Source organism: Streptomyces sp. BBFR25, assembly GCF_044590125.1.
GTDB classification, from domain to species: domain Bacteria; phylum Actinomycetota; class Actinomycetes; order Streptomycetales; family Streptomycetaceae; genus Streptomyces; species Streptomyces canus_D.
Window position 1 is genome coordinate 8,028,085 of record NZ_CP172447.1, and the last position, 16,004, is coordinate 8,044,088.

Annotated in this window: 16 protein-coding genes; 12 read left to right on the top strand and 4 right to left on the bottom strand. The window is 72.9% G+C overall.

The annotated features are described in order from the left end of the window. Positions 1-14: 14 nt before the first annotated feature. Positions 15-854 (bottom strand): lysozyme, encoded by an 840-nt coding sequence (locus ACGH52_RS36035; RefSeq protein WP_059296648.1) that lies wholly within the window; start codon positions 852-854, stop codon positions 15-17. A gap of 81 nt (positions 855-935) precedes the next feature. Next, the gene (locus tag ACGH52_RS36040; RefSeq protein WP_247700662.1) at positions 936-1,784 is read right to left on the bottom strand and encodes a PhzF family phenazine biosynthesis isomerase; all 849 of its coding nucleotides are present in this window, start codon (positions 1,782-1,784) and stop codon (positions 936-938) included. A gap of 85 nt (positions 1,785-1,869) precedes the next feature. Between ACGH52_RS36040 and ACGH52_RS36045 the strand changes: the two genes are divergently transcribed. The 6 genes from ACGH52_RS36045 to ACGH52_RS36070 all read left to right on the top strand — a co-directional run bounded on the left by ACGH52_RS36045 (position 1,870) and on the right by ACGH52_RS36070 (position 7,549). Beyond that, positions 1,870-2,757: a LysR family transcriptional regulator gene (locus ACGH52_RS36045; RefSeq protein ID WP_399945588.1), complete on the top strand. Its 888-nt coding sequence runs from the start codon at positions 1,870-1,872 to the stop codon at positions 2,755-2,757. 266 nt (positions 2,758-3,023) lie between these two features. Continuing rightward, positions 3,024-4,757 carry a sensor histidine kinase gene (locus ACGH52_RS36050; protein ID WP_076972622.1) on the top strand — a complete coding sequence of 578 codons (1,734 nt, stop codon included), beginning with the start codon at positions 3,024-3,026 and terminating at the stop codon, positions 4,755-4,757. 159 nt (positions 4,758-4,916) lie between these two features. After that, positions 4,917-5,336, top strand: coding sequence for a roadblock/LC7 domain-containing protein (locus ACGH52_RS36055; RefSeq protein ID WP_171986992.1), 420 nt, complete (start codon positions 4,917-4,919; stop codon positions 5,334-5,336). Then, the gene (locus tag ACGH52_RS36060; protein WP_399945590.1) at positions 5,333-5,689 is read left to right on the top strand and encodes a DUF742 domain-containing protein; all 357 of its coding nucleotides are present in this window, start codon (positions 5,333-5,335) and stop codon (positions 5,687-5,689) included. Before ACGH52_RS36055 ends, ACGH52_RS36060 begins: the two co-directional genes overlap by 4 nt. Beyond that, on the top strand, positions 5,670-6,290 hold the full coding sequence (locus tag ACGH52_RS36065) for an ATP/GTP-binding protein (RefSeq protein WP_121703603.1): 621 nt from the start codon (positions 5,670-5,672) through the stop codon (positions 6,288-6,290). Before ACGH52_RS36060 ends, ACGH52_RS36065 begins: the two co-directional genes overlap by 20 nt. Continuing rightward, the gene (locus tag ACGH52_RS36070) at positions 6,287-7,549 is read left to right on the top strand and encodes a cytochrome P450 (protein WP_399945592.1); all 1,263 of its coding nucleotides are present in this window, start codon (positions 6,287-6,289) and stop codon (positions 7,547-7,549) included. The genes ACGH52_RS36065 and ACGH52_RS36070 overlap by 4 nt, the downstream gene beginning before the upstream one ends. Positions 7,550-7,564: 15 nt before the next feature. On the opposite strand, the gene ACGH52_RS36075 is transcribed toward ACGH52_RS36070, so the two are convergent. Together ACGH52_RS36075 and ACGH52_RS36080 are read right to left on the bottom strand one after the other, a co-directional pair. Next, positions 7,565-8,788, bottom strand: coding sequence for a cytochrome P450 (locus tag ACGH52_RS36075; protein WP_399945595.1), 1,224 nt, complete (start codon positions 8,786-8,788; stop codon positions 7,565-7,567). A gap of 92 nt (positions 8,789-8,880) precedes the next feature. Then, on the bottom strand, positions 8,881-9,642 hold the full coding sequence (locus tag ACGH52_RS36080) for a FadR/GntR family transcriptional regulator (protein ID WP_121703600.1): 762 nt from the start codon (positions 9,640-9,642) through the stop codon (positions 8,881-8,883). Between the two features lie 236 nt (positions 9,643-9,878). Here ACGH52_RS36080 and ACGH52_RS36085 point away from each other — a divergent pair, with 236 nt between their 5' ends. The 6 genes from ACGH52_RS36085 to ACGH52_RS36110 are packed head-to-tail and all read left to right on the top strand — an operon-like array spanning position 9,879 to position 15,957. After that, complete coding sequence (locus tag ACGH52_RS36085) at positions 9,879-11,246, top strand: MFS transporter (protein WP_059296638.1); 1,368 nt, start codon at positions 9,879-9,881, stop codon at positions 11,244-11,246. After that, complete coding sequence (locus ACGH52_RS36090) at positions 11,243-12,994, top strand: dihydroxyacetone kinase family protein (RefSeq protein WP_399945599.1); 1,752 nt, start codon at positions 11,243-11,245, stop codon at positions 12,992-12,994. The genes ACGH52_RS36085 and ACGH52_RS36090 overlap by 4 nt, the downstream gene beginning before the upstream one ends. 11 nt (positions 12,995-13,005) lie before the next feature. Further along, positions 13,006-13,503: a ribose-5-phosphate isomerase gene (locus ACGH52_RS36095; RefSeq protein ID WP_399945602.1), complete on the top strand. Its 498-nt coding sequence runs from the start codon at positions 13,006-13,008 to the stop codon at positions 13,501-13,503. Then, complete coding sequence (locus ACGH52_RS36100) at positions 13,503-14,282, top strand: triose-phosphate isomerase (protein WP_399945605.1); 780 nt, start codon at positions 13,503-13,505, stop codon at positions 14,280-14,282. Before ACGH52_RS36095 ends, ACGH52_RS36100 begins: the two co-directional genes overlap by 1 nt. Continuing rightward, positions 14,282-15,082: a sugar phosphate isomerase/epimerase family protein gene (locus ACGH52_RS36105; protein ID WP_399945608.1), complete on the top strand. Its 801-nt coding sequence runs from the start codon at positions 14,282-14,284 to the stop codon at positions 15,080-15,082. Before ACGH52_RS36100 ends, ACGH52_RS36105 begins: the two co-directional genes overlap by 1 nt. After that, positions 15,082-15,957, top strand: a complete 876-nt coding sequence (locus ACGH52_RS36110; protein WP_059296633.1) for a phosphogluconate dehydrogenase C-terminal domain-containing protein — start codon at positions 15,082-15,084, stop codon at positions 15,955-15,957. Before ACGH52_RS36105 ends, ACGH52_RS36110 begins: the two co-directional genes overlap by 1 nt. Positions 15,958-16,004 lie beyond the last annotated feature (47 nt).

The following is a 16,004-nucleotide window of genomic DNA, read 5'->3' on the forward strand; positions in this document are numbered from 1 at the left end:
AGGGGCGGACCGGGTCAGCCCTTGGCGAGGGCCTTGACGCGGTCCAGCGCCCCGTTGAACTTGTCGTGGTCCCCGACGGTCGGGCCCGACGAGGTGTACTGCCACATCGTGTGGAAGTCCCAGCCGGCCGGGAGCGCCCCGACGGTCGAGGCGTACCGGGCGACCCACAGCGGGTTGCTCGCGCCGAAACCGCTGTAGTTCCCGGTGCACTGCGTCCACCAGTTGGTGGAGGTGTAGATGGCGGCGTGGCGGCCGGTGCGCTGCTTGTACCGGTCCAGGAAGGCCCGGATCCAGCTCACCATCTGACTGTGTGTCCGCCCGTAGCAGGTGGCCCCGTACGGGTTGTACTCGATGTCCAGGACACCCGGCAGCGTCTTGCCGTCCTTGGACCAGGCGCCGCCGTGATCGACGAAGTAGTCGGCCTGGGCGGCGCCGCCCGCGGTGTCGGGGGTCGCGAAGTGGTACGCGCCGCGGATCATGCCGGCGTCGTACGAACCGCCGTACTGCTGGGCGAAGTACGGGTTCCGGTAGGAGGTCCCCTCGGTGGCCTTCACATAGGCCCACTTCACGCCGCTCTTCCAGAGGGTCGACCAGGCGACGTTGCCCTGGTGGCTGGAGACGTCCACCCCCTCGGTCTGGGCGACGCGGGTGCCGACGGGGCGGCCCTGGACCCCTTCGTGGGCGAGGACGCCGGTGCCCATGTGGGCGGTGCCGCGAGCGGGGGTCCGGGTGTCGTCGGCGGAGGCGGTGGCCGGGACGGCGGCCAGGGTCAGGAGGAGTGACTGGGTGGCGAGGACGACGCCTGAGGTGAGCAGGCGTGAGTGGCGTTTCGCCACGGTTATGGGTCTGCGCATGGCACCCATCCGAACCGCAGTCGGGCCGCACCGCATCCCACAGGCGCCCAGACGGTGTTGGAGGTGGCTCCGGACGGGTGCTCAGGAGACGGGAACCGCCCGCCCCGTGACCCGGGTGCGCGGATCGCGCGGACTCACCTCGATCAGCAGCTCGCTGGTCCGGCCCATGTCCTCGCCCTGGCGGATGGCGATCGCGCCCGGCCGGGTGACCAGACCCAGGGCGCGGAGGTACCCGCCGAACGCCGCGGCGGCCGCACCCGTCGCCGGGTCCTCCACGACGCCGCCGACGGGGAACGGGTTGCGGGCGTGGAAGCGCTCCGGCGACTCGCGCCACACCAGGTCCACCGTCGTCCAGCCGTACCGGCGCATGACCTCGGCGAGCGCGTCGAAGTCGTAGTCGAGGTCGGCCAGCCGGGCCCGGGACGCCGCGGCGAGCACCAGGTGGTCGTTGCCCCCGAACGCCACGTGGGCGGGGAGCGCGGGATCCAGGTCGGCCGGGGTCCAGCCGAGCGCCCGCAGGGCGGCGTCGCGTTCGGCGGGCAGAGCCGGGCGTGAACGCGTCGGCACGCTCGTGAGGGTGGCCCGCACCGCTCCGCCCGCGTCGGCCGCGGTGGACACCGGGATCTCACCGGCGGGCGTGTCGAGGACGACCTCGCCGGGACCCAGCCGTTCGGCCAGGGCGACGGCCAGCGCGACCGTGGCGTGCCCGCAGAACGCCACCTCGGCGAGCGGACTGAAGTAGCGGACCCGGAACCGCCGCCGCTCCACGTCGCCGCCGGTGACGAATGCGGTCTCGGAGTAGCCCACCTCGGCGGCGATCGCGAGCATCGCCGTGTCGTCCAGCCCAGAGGCGTCGAGGACCACCCCGGCCGGGTTCCCGCCCGCCGGGTCGTGGGTGAAGGCCGAGTAGCGCAGGATCTCTGTCGTCATGGCGGACACGCTGCCAGCCTCCGACCGATCGTGTCCAACGATGGTTCACGATCTTCCCCATCGCGAAACCGCATACCCTGGCTCCGTGGACACCCGACTGCTGACGACCTTCACCGTGCTGGCCCGCACCGGCGGCTTCACCGCGGCCGCGGCCGAACTGCACCTGGCCCAGTCCACGGTCACCGTGCACATCCGCACCCTGGAACAGGACCTCGGCGTGCGGCTCTTCGACCGCCTGCCCACCGGCGCGCTGCTCACCGACGCCGGCCGCCGGCTCCTGGAACGGGCCGAGGAGGTGCTCGACGCCGTGGCGCGGCTGCGGGCCGCGAGCGACGACGCCGGCGCCGTGTCGGGACGGGTGGTGATCGGCAGCCCGGAGTCCCTGTGCGCGAGCCGCCTGCCGGGACTGGTCGCCGCGCTGCGCACCAGCCACCCCGAGGTCGACGTCCACCTGTACGCGGCCGGGACCCGGGAGTGCGTGGAGGGACTGCGGTCCGGACGACTCGACCTCGCGCTGCTGCTGGAGGAGGAGACGGACGTCCCCGACCTGACGTCCGAGCCGGTGGGCCGCGAGCCGCTCGTCCTCGTCGCCGCTCCCGGACACCCCCTGGCCGCCCGGGGCGGGAAGGCGAGCTGGCCGGAGCTGGCGGGGGAGGACTTCTTCCTGCTGGAAGAGGGCTGCTCCTACAGCGACGCGCTGGCCCGCCGACTGCTCGAGGTGCCGGGCGCCAGACCCCGGCTGACCAGGTTCGGCAGCGTGGACGCGGCGCGCAACTGCGTCGCGGCCGGGCTGGGACTGACCCTGCTGCCCCTGACCACGGTGACGGAGGAACTGCGGCGCGGGCGCCTGGTCCGGGTGGAAGGACCCGGCTTCCCCGACACACCGGTACGGCTCGCCCGGCACCGCAGGCGCTGGACGGCACCCGCCGCACGCGAGGTCGCCCGGGCGCTCGCCCGCCATCTGGGCGGCTGAACGCGCCCATCGGGGCCCGCCCACGGAACTCCCGCCACAGACAGAACGCCTGTACCACATCGATGAGTTCGATCGGCGAGATGTCGGGAAAGTTCGCTCCTCGGTGGGGTCTGCGGCCGGTCCGGCATGCGCGGTCAACCCGGTGACTAGCATGAGCCGCAAGCCCGCCGGAGTGATCACCCCTCGCCGGTGGCACGGCTCCGGCCCGCGGCCGACCCAGGTCGACCGGCCCTTTCCCCGCTCTCAAGGACCCGAGGGACCGCGGAATGTCAGTGTCTGCACCCCCCACCCCGCCCCGGACGCAGAAACCCCACCGCTCCACCCCAGCCGTCCCCCTGCTCGTGCTGCCCGCCGCCGCGGCGGCCGCCGGTGCCGCCTGGGCGGCCGCTCCCGAGACCGCCCGGAGCTGGACCGCCACCCTCGCCGTGACGTCCTGGCTGTGCGTCGCCGTGTCCGTCGTCCTCGGCTCCCATCTGGTCGGACGGGCGCGCCGGACCGCGGCGGCCCGGCGGACGGAGATCAGCGCCCTCAAGGCCCAGCTCGCCCAGGAGAACGCCGGGCTCGTGCACCTGGTCAACGTCGCGTTGCCGGGCATCGCGCAGCAGGTGCGCGACGGCACCGGCGCGGACGAGGCCGTCGCCCACACCGCTCCCGCCTCCGGACCTCACCTGCGGCAGGTCGTACAGAGCTTCGCCGTCCTGGTGGAGGACGCCGTACGGCACGCCGCGGACGCCGAGTCCCGGCGCCAGCAGGCGCTGCGGGAGGCCCGCCGGGTCACCGCCGAGCTGGAACACCTGACGAACAGCACCCTGCCCGCCGCGGTGGAGAAACTCCGGGACGGCACCTCGGCGGAGATCGTCCTCGCCGAACTGGAGTGGCCCCGGGGAGCACAGGCCCGCGCCTGCGCCGAGCTGTTCGTCCGGGAACTGGCCCACAGCGAACGGCGCACCGCCGCCGCGCAGGCCGCCTCCGCCAAGTCCCTCAGCCGCGTCCAGGCCAAGGCCGTCAGCATGCTCGCCGACCTCAGGGACATGCAGGACCGCCACGGCGAGGAGGTCCTCGGAGACCTGCTGCGCCTGGACCACAGCACCTCGCAGCTCGGCCTCATCACCGACCGGCTGGCCCTGCTGATGGGCGGGCGCTCCAGCCGCGCCTGGAACAGACCCATCGTGATGGAGAGCATCCTGCGCGGCGCCGTCGGCCGGATCGCCGCCTACCGGCGGGTGCGGATGCACTGCTCCACCGACGCCGCGATCTCCGGCTACGCGGCCGAGGGCGTCATGCACCTGCTGGCCGAACTCATGGACAACGCCGCCAACTTCTCGCCGCCCATCGACGAGGTCCACGTCTACGTGGAGGAACGTACCGCCGGGATCGTCGTCACCATCGAGGACAGCGGCCTGAAGATGGCCGACGCCGCCATGCGCCACGCCGAACAGGCGGTGTCGGGGCGGATGAACGACCTCGCCTCGCTGCAGGGCACGCGCCTCGGCCTCGCCGTGGTGGGACGGCTGGCCGCCAAGTACGGCGTCGGCGTGAGCTACCGGCCCTCGTCGCGCGGCGGCACGGGCGTCGTCGTCCTGGTACCGCCCCAACTGCTCGCCCAGCAGCGGGACCCGGGCCCCGCGCTGACCGGCCGCACCTTCGGCGGTGGCGGCGTCGCCACCGTCCCGGGCCCCGCCCCCGCCGCGGAAGCCCCGCTGCTGACACGACGCGTCCCGGACGTCCGCCCGGAGGAGGAGCGGACCGGCCCGCCCGGGCAGGCGGCGCGCTCCGGACCCCCGCCCGCCACACCGGGCGGCCTGCCCATGCGCTCCCCGGGCCGCACGATGGCCGAGGCGGAGGCCGAGCGGGAACGCCGCGACCACCAGCGCCCGCCCGTCGGCCCGGCCGGGGCCGCCTCCCGCGACGCCGGGGCCAGCTTCGGCGCCTTCCACCGCGGACGCCGGTCCGGGGCGGCCGGCGGGGCACCAGAGTCCGAACCGCCCGCCCCGGGCTAGGCGGCCGGTCCGCGACCGACCCTCGCGCCCCCAGCGCAACCGCACCGCGCCGCACGGCCCCGTACCGCGGCCCCTCGCCCCTCTTGCCCGTGTCGCTCGTGAGATTGGAGGAACGGGCCGGTGACCGCAGCAGCTGGAACCACCGTCCCCGCACCCATCATGCAGACCACCGACAACAGCCTCACCTGGCTCCTGCAGAACCTCCTGGACCGCACCCCCGGCACCCGCCACGCCCTCGTCCTCTCGCGCGACGGCCTCAAGCTCTGCTGGACCGAACACCTCACCCAGGACCGGGCCGACCAGCTCGCCGCGATCTGCTCGGGCATCCAGGCCCTCGCCCAGGGCGCCTCCGTCGAGTTCGGCAACGGAACCGGCGGCGTCCGGCACTCCATGACCGAGTTCCACGGGGGCCTGCTGTTCATCGTGGAGGCGGGCGAGGGCGCGCACCTGGCCGTCGTCGCGGTGGAGGACGCCGATCCCGGGGTGGTGGGCCACCAGATGACCGAGCTGGTCGAGCAGATCGGTGAGCACCTGCGGGCCGAGCCGCGCCACGCCGTCCCCGGAGGCAGCTCGTCGTGACGCGCAGGCCCGTGGACACCGGCGCACCCGACCGGCTCTACACGGTCACGGGCGGGCGCAGCCGCGCCGACGACTCGTTCGACCTCGTCACCCTGGTGGTCGCCGAGTGCGGGCCGTCGGCCGGCGTGCAGTCGGAACACGTCCGCATCCTCGACCTGTGCCGACACCCCACGGCCGTGGTCGAGATCGCCGCCGAGCTGGCCCTGCCGATCACGGTGGTCCGCATCCTGCTCGGCGACCTGCTCGCCACCGGATCCATCACGGCCCGCCACCCGCGCCTGGGCCAGACCGCCGCCTCGCACCCCGACACCGCTCTCCTCCAGGAGGTGCTCCATGGGCTCCGCAACCTCTGATCCGGCGGTCTCCGGCCGCAAGCCCCTGACCGACGCAGCGGAGACCGGGCTGAAGATCGTCGTCGTGGGCGGCTTCGGAGTCGGCAAGACCACCCTCGTCCGCTCGGTGAGCGAGATCCGGCCGCTCAACACCGAAGAGGTCATGACCCAGGCCGGAGTCGGCGTCGACGAGACCGGTGGGGTCACCTCGAAGACCACCACCACCGTGGCCTTCGACTTCGGCCGGATCAGCCTCAACGACCGCATGGTGCTGTACCTGTTCGGCGCCCCCGGTCAGGAACGCTTCTGGTTCCTGTGGGACCGGCTGTTCTCCGGCACCCTCGGCGCGGTCGTCCTGGTCGACACCCGCCGCATGGACGACTCCTGGTACGCGATAGACCGGCTGGAACACCACCGCACCCCGTTCGTGGTGGCCGTGAACCGCTTCGACGACGACACCGCCCGGCACTCCCTGGACGAGATCCGGCTGGCCCTCGCGCTGCCCGACCACGTGCCGCTGATCGACTGCGACGCACGGGTGCGGACCTCGGGCAAGAACGTGCTGGTCACCCTCGTGGACCACCTCTACCAACTGGCCCTGGCCCAGGAGAGCGCATCGTGACCGACATCGACCCGTCACCCCACCCCGTCGCCGCGCCGGGCTGCCCCGCGCACCCGGACGCCGTACCGCTGGCGGGGCTGGAGTACCAGCAGACGCCGTCGGAGCTGTACCGGGGGCTGCGGGCCGAGCACGGCGCCGTCGCACCCGTGCTCCTCGACGGCGGCATCCCCGCCTGGCTGGTCCTCGGCTACCCCGAGGTCAGCTATGTGACCAGCCACGACGAGCTGTTCGCCCGGGACTCGCGCCGCTGGAACCAGTGGGGCGGCATCCCGCCCGACTGGCCCCTGCTGCCCTACGTGGGGCATCAGCCGTCCGTCCTGTTCACCGAGGGCGAGGAGCACCGGCGGCGGGCCGGCGTCATCACCCAGGCACTGGCGGGCATCGACCAGTTCGAACTGGCCCGGGACTGCAGACAGCTCGCCGACCGGCTCATCGCCGCCTTCGCCGGCAGCGGCCGGGCGGAGCTGATGAGCGGCTACGCGCACCCCCTGCCGATGCGCGCCGCCGTGCGCATGTGCGGGATGCCGCACACCGGCGCCGAGACCCAGCGACTCGTCGAGGACCTGCGCGTCTCGCTCGACGCGGCCGAGGGCGACGACCCGGTCGCCGCGTACACACGCGTGGGCGAGCGCATCCACCGACTGGTCCGCCACAAGCGCGAGCGCCCCGGACCCGACGTCACCTCCCGCATGCTGACCCACCCTGCGGGACTGACCGACGAGGAGGTCGTCCAGGACCTGATCTCCGTCATCGCCGCCGCCCAGCAGCCCACCGCCAACTGGATCGGCAACACCCTGCGGCTGCTGCTCACCGACGAACGCTTCGCCCTGAACGTCTCCGGCGGCCGTCTCAGCGTGGGGGAGGCCCTCAACGAGGTGCTGTGGCTGGACACCCCCACGCAGAACTTCATCGGACGCTGGGCCGTCAACGACACCCAGCTGGGCGGTCGGCAGATCCGCGCCGGTGACTGCCTCGTGCTCGGCCTCGCCGCGGCCAACACCGACCCACAGCTGTGGCCCGAGGCACACGTCGGCGCCGAGAACTCCGCGCACCTGTCCTTCAGCAACGGCGAGCACCGGTGCCCGTACCCGGCGCCCCTGCTCGCCGACGTCATCGCCCGCACCGCGGTCGAGACCCTGCTGGAACGGCTCCCCGACCTCGTACTCGCGGTGGAACCCGAGGAGTTGACCTGGCGTCCGTCCATCTGGATGCGCGGCCTGACCGCCCTGCCCGCGCTCTTCACCCCCGTCGTGGCCTGACGGCCGTGGCGTCGCTCAGGCCACGGGGGTGAAGCGCACCGGCAGCGACTGCGGGCCCCGGGTGAACACGCCCTTCTCCACCACCTCGAAGCCGTCCTCCGTCCGCAGGTCGGGCAGCGCGTCCAGAAGCTGTCCGACCCCGGTCTCGACCTCGGCCTTCGCCAGCAGGGCGCCGACGCAGAAGTGCCGGCCGAGCGCGAAGGCGAGGTGGTCGGCGGCGGCCGAGAAGGCGGTCGTCGTGGTCAGGTCGTCGCGCATGATGTCGAAGCGGTCCGGGTCGCGGTAGCGGCTCTCGTCCCGGTTGGCCGCCCCTATCAGGCAGGTGACGGTGGCGCCGGCGGGTATCGTGCCGCCGCTGAGCGTGACGTCCGTCGCCGTCTGACGCATGATCATGTGGACCGGCGGGGTGTAGCGCAGCGTCTCGGCGAAGGCGCGGGGGATCAGGCTCCGGTCCTCGCGCACGGTCGCCAACTGCTCCGGGTGGGCCAGCAGGTTGGCGAAGATGCCAGCGATCGCCTTGTCGGTGGTCTCGCCGCCCGCCGCGAGCAGCAGGCTGCAGAACGCCTTGATGTCCTCGTCGCTCATCCGGACCCCGTCCACCTCGGCGGCGCACAGCGTGGACAGCAGGTCGTCGCCCGGCTTCTCGCGCCGCTCCCGGATGATCGGGAACATGTACTCGGCGAACTCCACCCGGGTGCGCGCACCGGCGGCGGCGACCTGCTGGTCCCCCGAGAGGTTGCCCAGGAACGCGATGACCGACGTGTACCAGCCGTGGAACCGGTCGTGGTCGGCCTTGTCCAGGCCCAGCATGTCCGCGATGACGTTGACGGGGAACCGGGTCGCGTAGTCGGCGACCAGATCGGCCCGGCCGGTGTGCCGGAAGGCGTCGATCAGCTCACGGGAGTTGCGCTCGATCACCGGCAGGAAGCGCTCCTGGAGGTCGGTCCCGCGGAAGGCCGGGGCGACCAGGGCACGCCGGACCGCGTGCTCCCGGCCGCTCAGCTGGAGGATCGTTTTGCCGTGCACGGGCTCGATCTGCCAGTCGTAGTTCTCCGTCGTGAACTGCCCGCCGCGGTCCTTGAAGACGCGCTCCACGTCCTCGTAGCGCGAGACGATCCAGCTCTGGGTGGCCTCGTGCCGGATGAGGGGAGCGCTGTCCCGCATCATCCGGTAGACCGGATACGGGTTCGCCGCGAACTCGGGGGAGAGGATGTCGGGGACCTGCTGCGCGGTGGACATGGGACTCCTCGGTCGGCAACGGCTTGGCCGCACCAGGCTATTGACGAGGCGCCACCTCCGACAGACCGCGCGGCCGGGCCGTTGCCGCCGGGTCAGTCCTCCGCGTCCACCGAGGCGCGCAGCCGTGCGCTGGCCATCCGCATGTGCTCGGCCATCGCCCGGTCCGCGGCCTCCGGGTCGCGGGCCCGGATGGCCCGGAGCACCGCGTCGTGCTCGCACAGCGTGCCGCCGACGGTGCCCTCGATGTCGCTCACGCGCTCCATCCAGACCTGGAGCAGTGCCCGGATGCTGTGCAGGATGTCGCTGAGCACGGTGTTGCGGGCGATGCGGGCCGTCTCCAGGTGGAAGGCGATGTCGGCGTCGATGAACGCCGTGACGTCTCCGCCCGCGTCGCGCATGTGCTGGAGGTGTTCCTCCAGCCTGGCCACGTCCGCGTCGGTCGCCCGCTCCGCCGCGAGCCGGGCCGAGACGCCCTCCATGTACGTGCGGACCTCGACCAGGTCCCGGGTGCGCCGCTGACCCAGCATCAGGCCCCAGTTGATCGCCCGGGGCAGGAACTCCGAGGTGCCCTCGCGGACGTAGGAGCCCGAGCCCGGGCGGATCTCGATGATCCCGAGGACGTCCAGGGCCGACAGGGCGCCGCGCACGCTGGACCGGGCCACCCCCAGGGCCTCGGCCAGCTGCCGCTCGGCGGGCAGCCGGGTGCCGGGCCGGATGTCGCCGGCCGAGAGGTGGTCGAGGAGCCGCTTGGCGACCTCGCTGACGGACGACTCGCGCACCACGGGGCGCAGCAGCCGTGCGAGGTCGGGCGCGTCGGCGGAGCTGTGCTGATCAGGCTGACTGGTCACGGTCACCAGTCAACCAGATGCCGTACTCATCCCGCTGACCAGGCAGTTCATCGCTTTCTCGGCTGCGGTTTGTCAAGAGTTGGGGCGTGTGGAGATCTATGACGCTCACCACACTGGTAAATTGGTGACCAATTTGGTCCGGAGGCTTAGCGTGAACACGAACCGGTCGGCCGCCCCCGTGGCGGACCACCCGGAGTGACCCAACCCGGACGGAGCTGTCCGGGCGAGCCGAGGAGTCGCCCATGGGTGCCCAAGCGCCATCCGCGGCAGTCGAGAGAACTGCCATCAAGAAGGTCTCAGTCCGCCTCGTCCCCTTCGTGGCGCTGATGTTCTTCGTGAACTACCTGGACCGCACGGCCGTCTCGTTCGCCGAACCGAACGGCATGGGACAGGACCTCGCCCTGACCGCCGCCCAGTTCGGCTTCGCGTCCGGGATCTTCTTCCTCGGCTACATCGTGCTCGAGGTCCCCAGCAACATGGCCCTGCACCGCTTCGGGGCCCGCCGCTGGCTGGCCAGGATCATGGTGACCTGGGGCATCGTCTCCCTCCTGTTCACCTGGGTCAGCAGCAGCGGCCAGCTCTACACACTGCGCTTCCTGCTCGGCGTCGCGGAGGCCGGGTTCTTCCCCGGCGCCATCCTCTTCCTGAGCCAGTGGGTGCCCTCCCGCCACCGCACCAAGATCCTCGGCCTGTTCTACCTCGCCCAGCCGCTGACCACGGTCTTCGGCGCCCCGCTGGCGGGCTGGCTGATCGGCCGGCACGGACTGTTCGGCCTGGAGGGCTGGCGGGTGATGTTCCTGTTCGTCTCGCTGCCCGCGATCGTCCTCGGTGTCATCGCCTGGTTCTACCTGATCGACAAGCCCGCCGACGCCAAGTGGCTCACCCCCGCCGAGCGCGACTGGCTGACCTCGGAACTCGCCGCCGAGAACGCGCGGAAGACCGGGCACGAGGGCAAGCACGCCAAGGGCGACCTCAGGAAGGCCTTCGGCAGCGGACGCGTCTGGACCCTCGCCGCCGTCTACTTCGGCTTCGTCTACGGCCTCTACGCCCTCGCCTTCTTCCTGCCGACCATCATCAACGGCTTCCAGGACCAGTACGACACCACGTTCAGCGTCATGGACAAGGCTTGGATCACCGCCATCCCGTACCTGCCCGCCGCCGTCGTCCTCTTCTTCTGGACCCGGCACGCCACCCGCCACGGCACCCGCACCTGGCACGTGGCGGGACCGGCCGTCGTCGGCGGCGTGTCCATCCCCCTCGCCCTCTACATGGGCTCCCCGACCGCCACCGTCGCCGTGATCACCGTGACCGCCTGCGCCATCTTCGCCGCGCTGCCCGTCTTCTGGTCGGTGCCGTCCCGCTTCCTGACCGGCGCCGCCGCCGCGGCCGGCATCGCCCTGATCAACACCGCGGGCAACGTCGCCGGATTCGCCTCCAGCTACATCACCGGCTGGCTCAAGGACTGGAGCGGCGCCTACTACCTGCCGCTCTACCTCGTCGGCTTCTTCATGCTGCTGTCCGCCGCGCTGATGATCCTGCTCGCCGCCCGCAACCGCACCGACGAACCGGCCCCCGCTCCCGCACCCCAGGCCGAGGAGGCCCTGCGATGACCCGCCTGTACAACGACCCGGCCGCCTTCGCCGACGAGGCGCTGGAGGGCTTCACCGCCGCGCACCGGCGCTGGGTCCGGCCCGTCGGCGGCGGCGTCGTCCGGGCCACCGCCACCCCGGCCGGCCAGGTCGCCGTGGTGATCGGCGGCGGCTCGGGCCACTACCCCGCGTTCTCCGGCCTGGTCGGCCGCGGTCTGGCGCACGGCGCGGCCGTCGGGAACGTCTTCGCCTCGCCCTCCGCCCGGCAGATCCACTCCGTGGCCACCGCCGCGCACGGGGGCGGGGGAGTCCTGCTGATGTACGGCAACTACGCCGGTGACGTCCTGCACTTCGGACAGGCCGCCGAGCGCCTGGCCGCCGACGGCATCGAGACTCGGACGTTCGCCGTGGCCGACGACATCTCCAGCGCCGGTCCCGACGAGCGCGCCAAGCGCCGGGGCATAGCCGGTGACCTGCCCGTCTTCAAGGCGGCGGCCGCCGCGGCCGAGCAGGGCCTGCCCCTGGAGGAGGTGCTGCGCGTCGCCGAACGGGCGGGCGCCCGCACCCGCTCCTTCGGCATCGCCTTCTCCGGCTGCACCCTGCCCGGCGCCGACCACCCCCTGTTCACCGTCCCCGAGGCCCGCATGGCCGTCGGCCTCGGCATCCACGGCGAGCCCGGCATCGGCGAGGAGGCCCTGCCCACCGCCGACGAGGCGGCCCTGCTGCTCGTCGAGACGCTGCTGAAGGAACTTCCCGAGGACGTCGCCGCCCCGGCGGGACAGCGTGCCGCGGTCATCCTCAACGGGCTCGGCTCGGTCAAGTACGAGGAACTGTTCGTCGTCTACCGCAGGGTCGCGGCCCTCCTCGGCGAAGCCGGTGTGGAGATCGTCGACCCCGAGGTGGGCGAACTGGTCACCAGCTTCGACATGGCCGGCATCTCGCTGACCCTGACCTGGCTGGACGACCGGCTGGAGGAGTTGTGGCGGGCCCCGGCCGACACGCCCGCCTACCGCAAGGGCGCTCTCGACACACCGGAGCCGGACCGGGACGGGGCGCCCGTGACCGCCCTCGCCCGGGACACCGCCGTACCCGCCGCCACCGCCGTACCCGCCGCCTCCGACGCCTCCCGCGAGGCCGCCGTCACCGTCCTCGCCGCGCTGGAGGCGGTGGCCCGGGTCGTCGACGCCCACGCCGACGAACTCGGCCGCATCGACGCCGTGGCCGGGGACGGCGACCACGGCATCGGCATGCGGCGCGGTTCCGGCGCGGCCCACCGGGCCGCCGCCGACGCACACCGGCTCGGCGCGGGCGCCGGCACCGTCCTCGCCCGCGCCGCCGACGCCTGGGCCGACAAGGCGGGCGGCACCTCCGGAGCCCTGTGGGGGAGCATCCTGCGCGCGCTGGGCACGGCCCTCGGCGACCGGGACGCCCCGGACGCCGCCCGCGTCGCCGAAGGGGTCACGGCGGCCTCGGCCGCCGTACGCGGGCTGGGCGGGGCCGAGGTCGGCGACAAGACCATGGTCGACGTCCTCGTGCCCTTCGCCGACGCCCTGGCCGCCGGCACGGCCGGGGGCCTGGCCCTCACCGAAGCCTGGGACCGGGCCGCCACCACCGCCACCGAGGCCGCCGCCGGGACCGCGGACCTGCTGCCCCGCAGGGGCCGGGCCCGCCCGCACGCCGAGAAGTCCCTCGGCACCCCCGACGCGGGCGCCCACTCACTCGCCCTGATCACCCGCGCCGTCCACGGCGCACTGCTCGACCACCACTGAGGAAAGCCGCCATGACCGACAAGCTCCGCATCGTCGTCGGCTCCGACGACGCCGGCCACCAGTACAAGGAAGCCCTCAAGCAGGACCTGCGCGGCAGCGCCCTGGTCGCCGAGGTCACCGACGTCGGCGTCGACGCCGACGGCCACACCGCCTACCCCAAGGTGGCCATCGCCGCTGCCGAGATGGTCGCCCGGGGCGAGGCCGACCGCGCCCTGCTGGTCTGCGGCACCGGCCTCGGCGTCGCCATCGCCGCCAACAAGGTCAAGGGCATCCGGGCGGTCACCGCCCACGACTCCTTCTCCGTCGAGCGGGCGATCCTCTCCAACAACGCCCAGGTCCTCACCTTCGGCCAGCGCGTCGTCGGCCTCGAACTCGCCCGCCGCCTGGCCGCCGAGTGGCTCACCTACCGCTTCGACGAAAGCTCGGCGTCGGCCGCCAAGGTCCAGCTGATGAGCGACTACGAAACCGCCGACGACGCGAGCACGGCCGACGACGGGGCGGCCGCCTGATGCCCGCCCCCGCACCGGCACCCGTGCTGCTGGGGGTGAGCCTCAAGATGTACTTCGGCCACCACCAGACGCTCAACTGGTCCCGCAAGGTCGCCGCCCTCGCCCAACGCCACCCCGCCGTCACCTCCGGCGCCGCCCGCCTCTTCGTCCTCCCCGCCTTCCCGGCCCTGGTCCCCGCCACCGGCATCCTCGCCCCCTATGGCGTCGCCCTCGGCGCCCAGGACATCGCCACCGAGGACAGCGGCCCCTACACCGGCGAGGTCGGCGGCCCCGTCCTCAAGGAGATCGGCTGCCGCTACGCCGAGGTCGGCCACGCCGAGCGCCGCCGCCTGTACGGCGAGGGCGACACCGTCGTCGCCGCCAAGACCGCCGCCGCCCTGCGCAACGGCCTCACCCCCGTCCTGTGCGTCGGCGAACGCGACGAGGCCGACCCGGCCGACGCCGCCGCCCGCACGGTCGCCGAGGCCGAACGCCTGCTCAACGGCCTACGGGGAGCCGTCGTCCTCGCCTACGAGCCGCAGTGGGCCATCGGCGCCCCCGAGCCCGCCTCCGCCGACCACATCGCGGCCGTCTGCACCGCCCTGCGCGGCTGGCTCGACGGCCACCCGCAGCACGCCGGTTCCACCGTCATCTACGGCGGCAGCGCGGGCCCCGGCCTGCTGACCCGCCTGGCCGGCACCGCCGAGGGCCTGTTCCTCGGCCGCTTCGCCCACGACCCGGCCAACGTCGAGGCGATCCTCGACGAGTTCCGCTCCCCGGCCCCGGCGGCGGTGGCGTGATGGCGTACGGCATCAGCACCTACGCCTACTTCTGGCGCCTGTCGACCAGCGCACCCGAGCCGATGTCCCTGCCCGCGATGCTGCGCGACACGGCCCACCTCGGCGGCCGGGTCTTCCAGATCTGCGACTACGCGCCGATCGAGTCCTACGACCGCGCGCGACTCGCCGACCTCCGCGCCACCGCCGACGACCTCGGCCTGACCCTGGAACTCGGCACCCGCGGCATCCGCCCCGAGCACCTGCTGAAGTACCTCGACCTGGCGGGCGAACTGGGCGTGACCCTGGTCCGCTCCATGCTCAACACGGCCGACCACCGCCCGGACACCGCCGAGGCGGTGACCCTCCTGAAGCAGGCCGTGCCCCGCTACGCCGCCGCGGGCGTCACCCTCGGCCTGGAGACCTACGAACAGGTCGCCACCGACGACCTGGTGGGCGTCGTACGCGCCGTCGACGACCCGCACCTCGGCGTCGTCCTGGACCCGGGCAACAGCGTCGCCCGGCTGGAACGCCCCGCCGACGTCGTGGCGGCCACCGCGCCGTACACGGTCAACATCCACGTCAAGGACTTCGCCTTCACCCGCCGCGACGGCTGGGTCGGCTTCACCTACGCCGGCTGCCCGCTCGGCGAGGGCCTCCTCGACTACGACGGCATGATCGCCGCCGCACGTCCCGAGGAGCGCGGCATCAACCAGATCGTGGAGCACTGGCTCCCGTGGCAGGACGAGGGCTACGACGCCACCGCCCGGCTCGAACACCAGTGGACGCAGCACAGCATCAACACCCTCCTGAGGAGCAAGTAATGGCCACCGAGATCCAAACCCGCGCCGACGTCAAGACCGTCGCCGTCATCGGGGCCGCCGGCAAGATGGGCCAGCGTGTCTCCAACAACCTGGTCGAGAGCGACTTCCGGGTGCTCTTCAGCGAGGCCTCGCCCAAGGGGCAGGAGCTGATCCGCGGTCTCGGCCGCGAACTGACCGAGTCCGCCGCCGCCGCGGCCGAGGCGGACGTCGTCGTCCTCGCCGTGCCCGACGTGGTCCTCGGCAAGGTCTCCGAGGAACTCGTGCCGCTCATGAAGCCGGGCACCGTCGTCCTCACCCTCGACCCGGCCGCCGCCTACGCCGGACTGCTCTTCGCCCGCGAGGACATCCACTACGCCTGCGCCCACCCCTGCCACCCCTCGGTGTTCCTGGAGCGCACCACCAAGGAGGAATGGCAGGACACCTTCGGCGGCATCGCCGCCCCGCAGGAGGTCGTCGCCGCCTACGAGGGCGGGGACGCGGCCAAGCGGGAACTCGCCGACTCCGTCATCCGCGTCATGTACGCGCCGGTCGTCGACGTCCACTGGGTCACCGTCAAGCAGCTGGCCGTCCTGGAGCCGACCCTCGTGGAGACCATCGCCTGCATGGTCGGGGCGCTGCTCACCGAGGCCCTGCACGAGACCGTCCACACCGTCGGCGTCCCCGAGAAGGCGGCCCGCGCGATGCTGCTCGGCCACACCCAGGTCGCCCTCGCCAACACGCTGAAGGGCTCCAACCCCTTCTCGGACGCCTGCCTGATCGCCATGGACTACGGCCGTGAGTCCATCGTGCGCGAGGACTGGAAGAAGGTCTTCGAGGACGAGGAGCTGGACAAGGTCATCACGCGCATGCTGAAGATCAAGGAAATCAAGCGCTGACCGCACCGCACCACACTGCAGCGACGACGCCGGAACCCGCACGGGGC

Excerpts from the sequence above, each read along its gene's own strand:
- ACGH52_RS36035 (WP_059296648.1), bottom strand. The coding sequence starts at position 854 with ATGCGCAGACCCATAACCGTGGCGAAACGCCACTCACGCCTGCTCACC.
- ACGH52_RS36040 (WP_247700662.1), bottom strand. The coding sequence starts at position 1,784 with ATGACGACAGAGATCCTGCGCTACTCGGCCTTCACCCACGACCCGGCG.
- ACGH52_RS36050 (WP_076972622.1), top strand. The coding sequence starts at position 3,024 with ATGTCAGTGTCTGCACCCCCCACCCCGCCCCGGACGCAGAAACCCCAC.
- ACGH52_RS36055 (WP_171986992.1), top strand. The coding sequence starts at position 4,917 with ATGCAGACCACCGACAACAGCCTCACCTGGCTCCTGCAGAACCTCCTG.
- ACGH52_RS36065 (WP_121703603.1), top strand. The coding sequence starts at position 5,670 with ATGGGCTCCGCAACCTCTGATCCGGCGGTCTCCGGCCGCAAGCCCCTG.
- ACGH52_RS36075 (WP_399945595.1), bottom strand. The coding sequence starts at position 8,788 with ATGTCCACCGCGCAGCAGGTCCCCGACATCCTCTCCCCCGAGTTCGCG.
- ACGH52_RS36085 (WP_059296638.1), top strand. The coding sequence starts at position 9,879 with ATGGGTGCCCAAGCGCCATCCGCGGCAGTCGAGAGAACTGCCATCAAG.
- ACGH52_RS36090 (WP_399945599.1), top strand. The coding sequence starts at position 11,243 with ATGACCCGCCTGTACAACGACCCGGCCGCCTTCGCCGACGAGGCGCTG.
- ACGH52_RS36095 (WP_399945602.1), top strand. The coding sequence starts at position 13,006 with ATGACCGACAAGCTCCGCATCGTCGTCGGCTCCGACGACGCCGGCCAC.
- ACGH52_RS36100 (WP_399945605.1), top strand. The coding sequence starts at position 13,503 with ATGCCCGCCCCCGCACCGGCACCCGTGCTGCTGGGGGTGAGCCTCAAG.
- ACGH52_RS36105 (WP_399945608.1), top strand. The coding sequence starts at position 14,282 with ATGGCGTACGGCATCAGCACCTACGCCTACTTCTGGCGCCTGTCGACC.
- ACGH52_RS36110 (WP_059296633.1), top strand. The coding sequence starts at position 15,082 with ATGGCCACCGAGATCCAAACCCGCGCCGACGTCAAGACCGTCGCCGTC.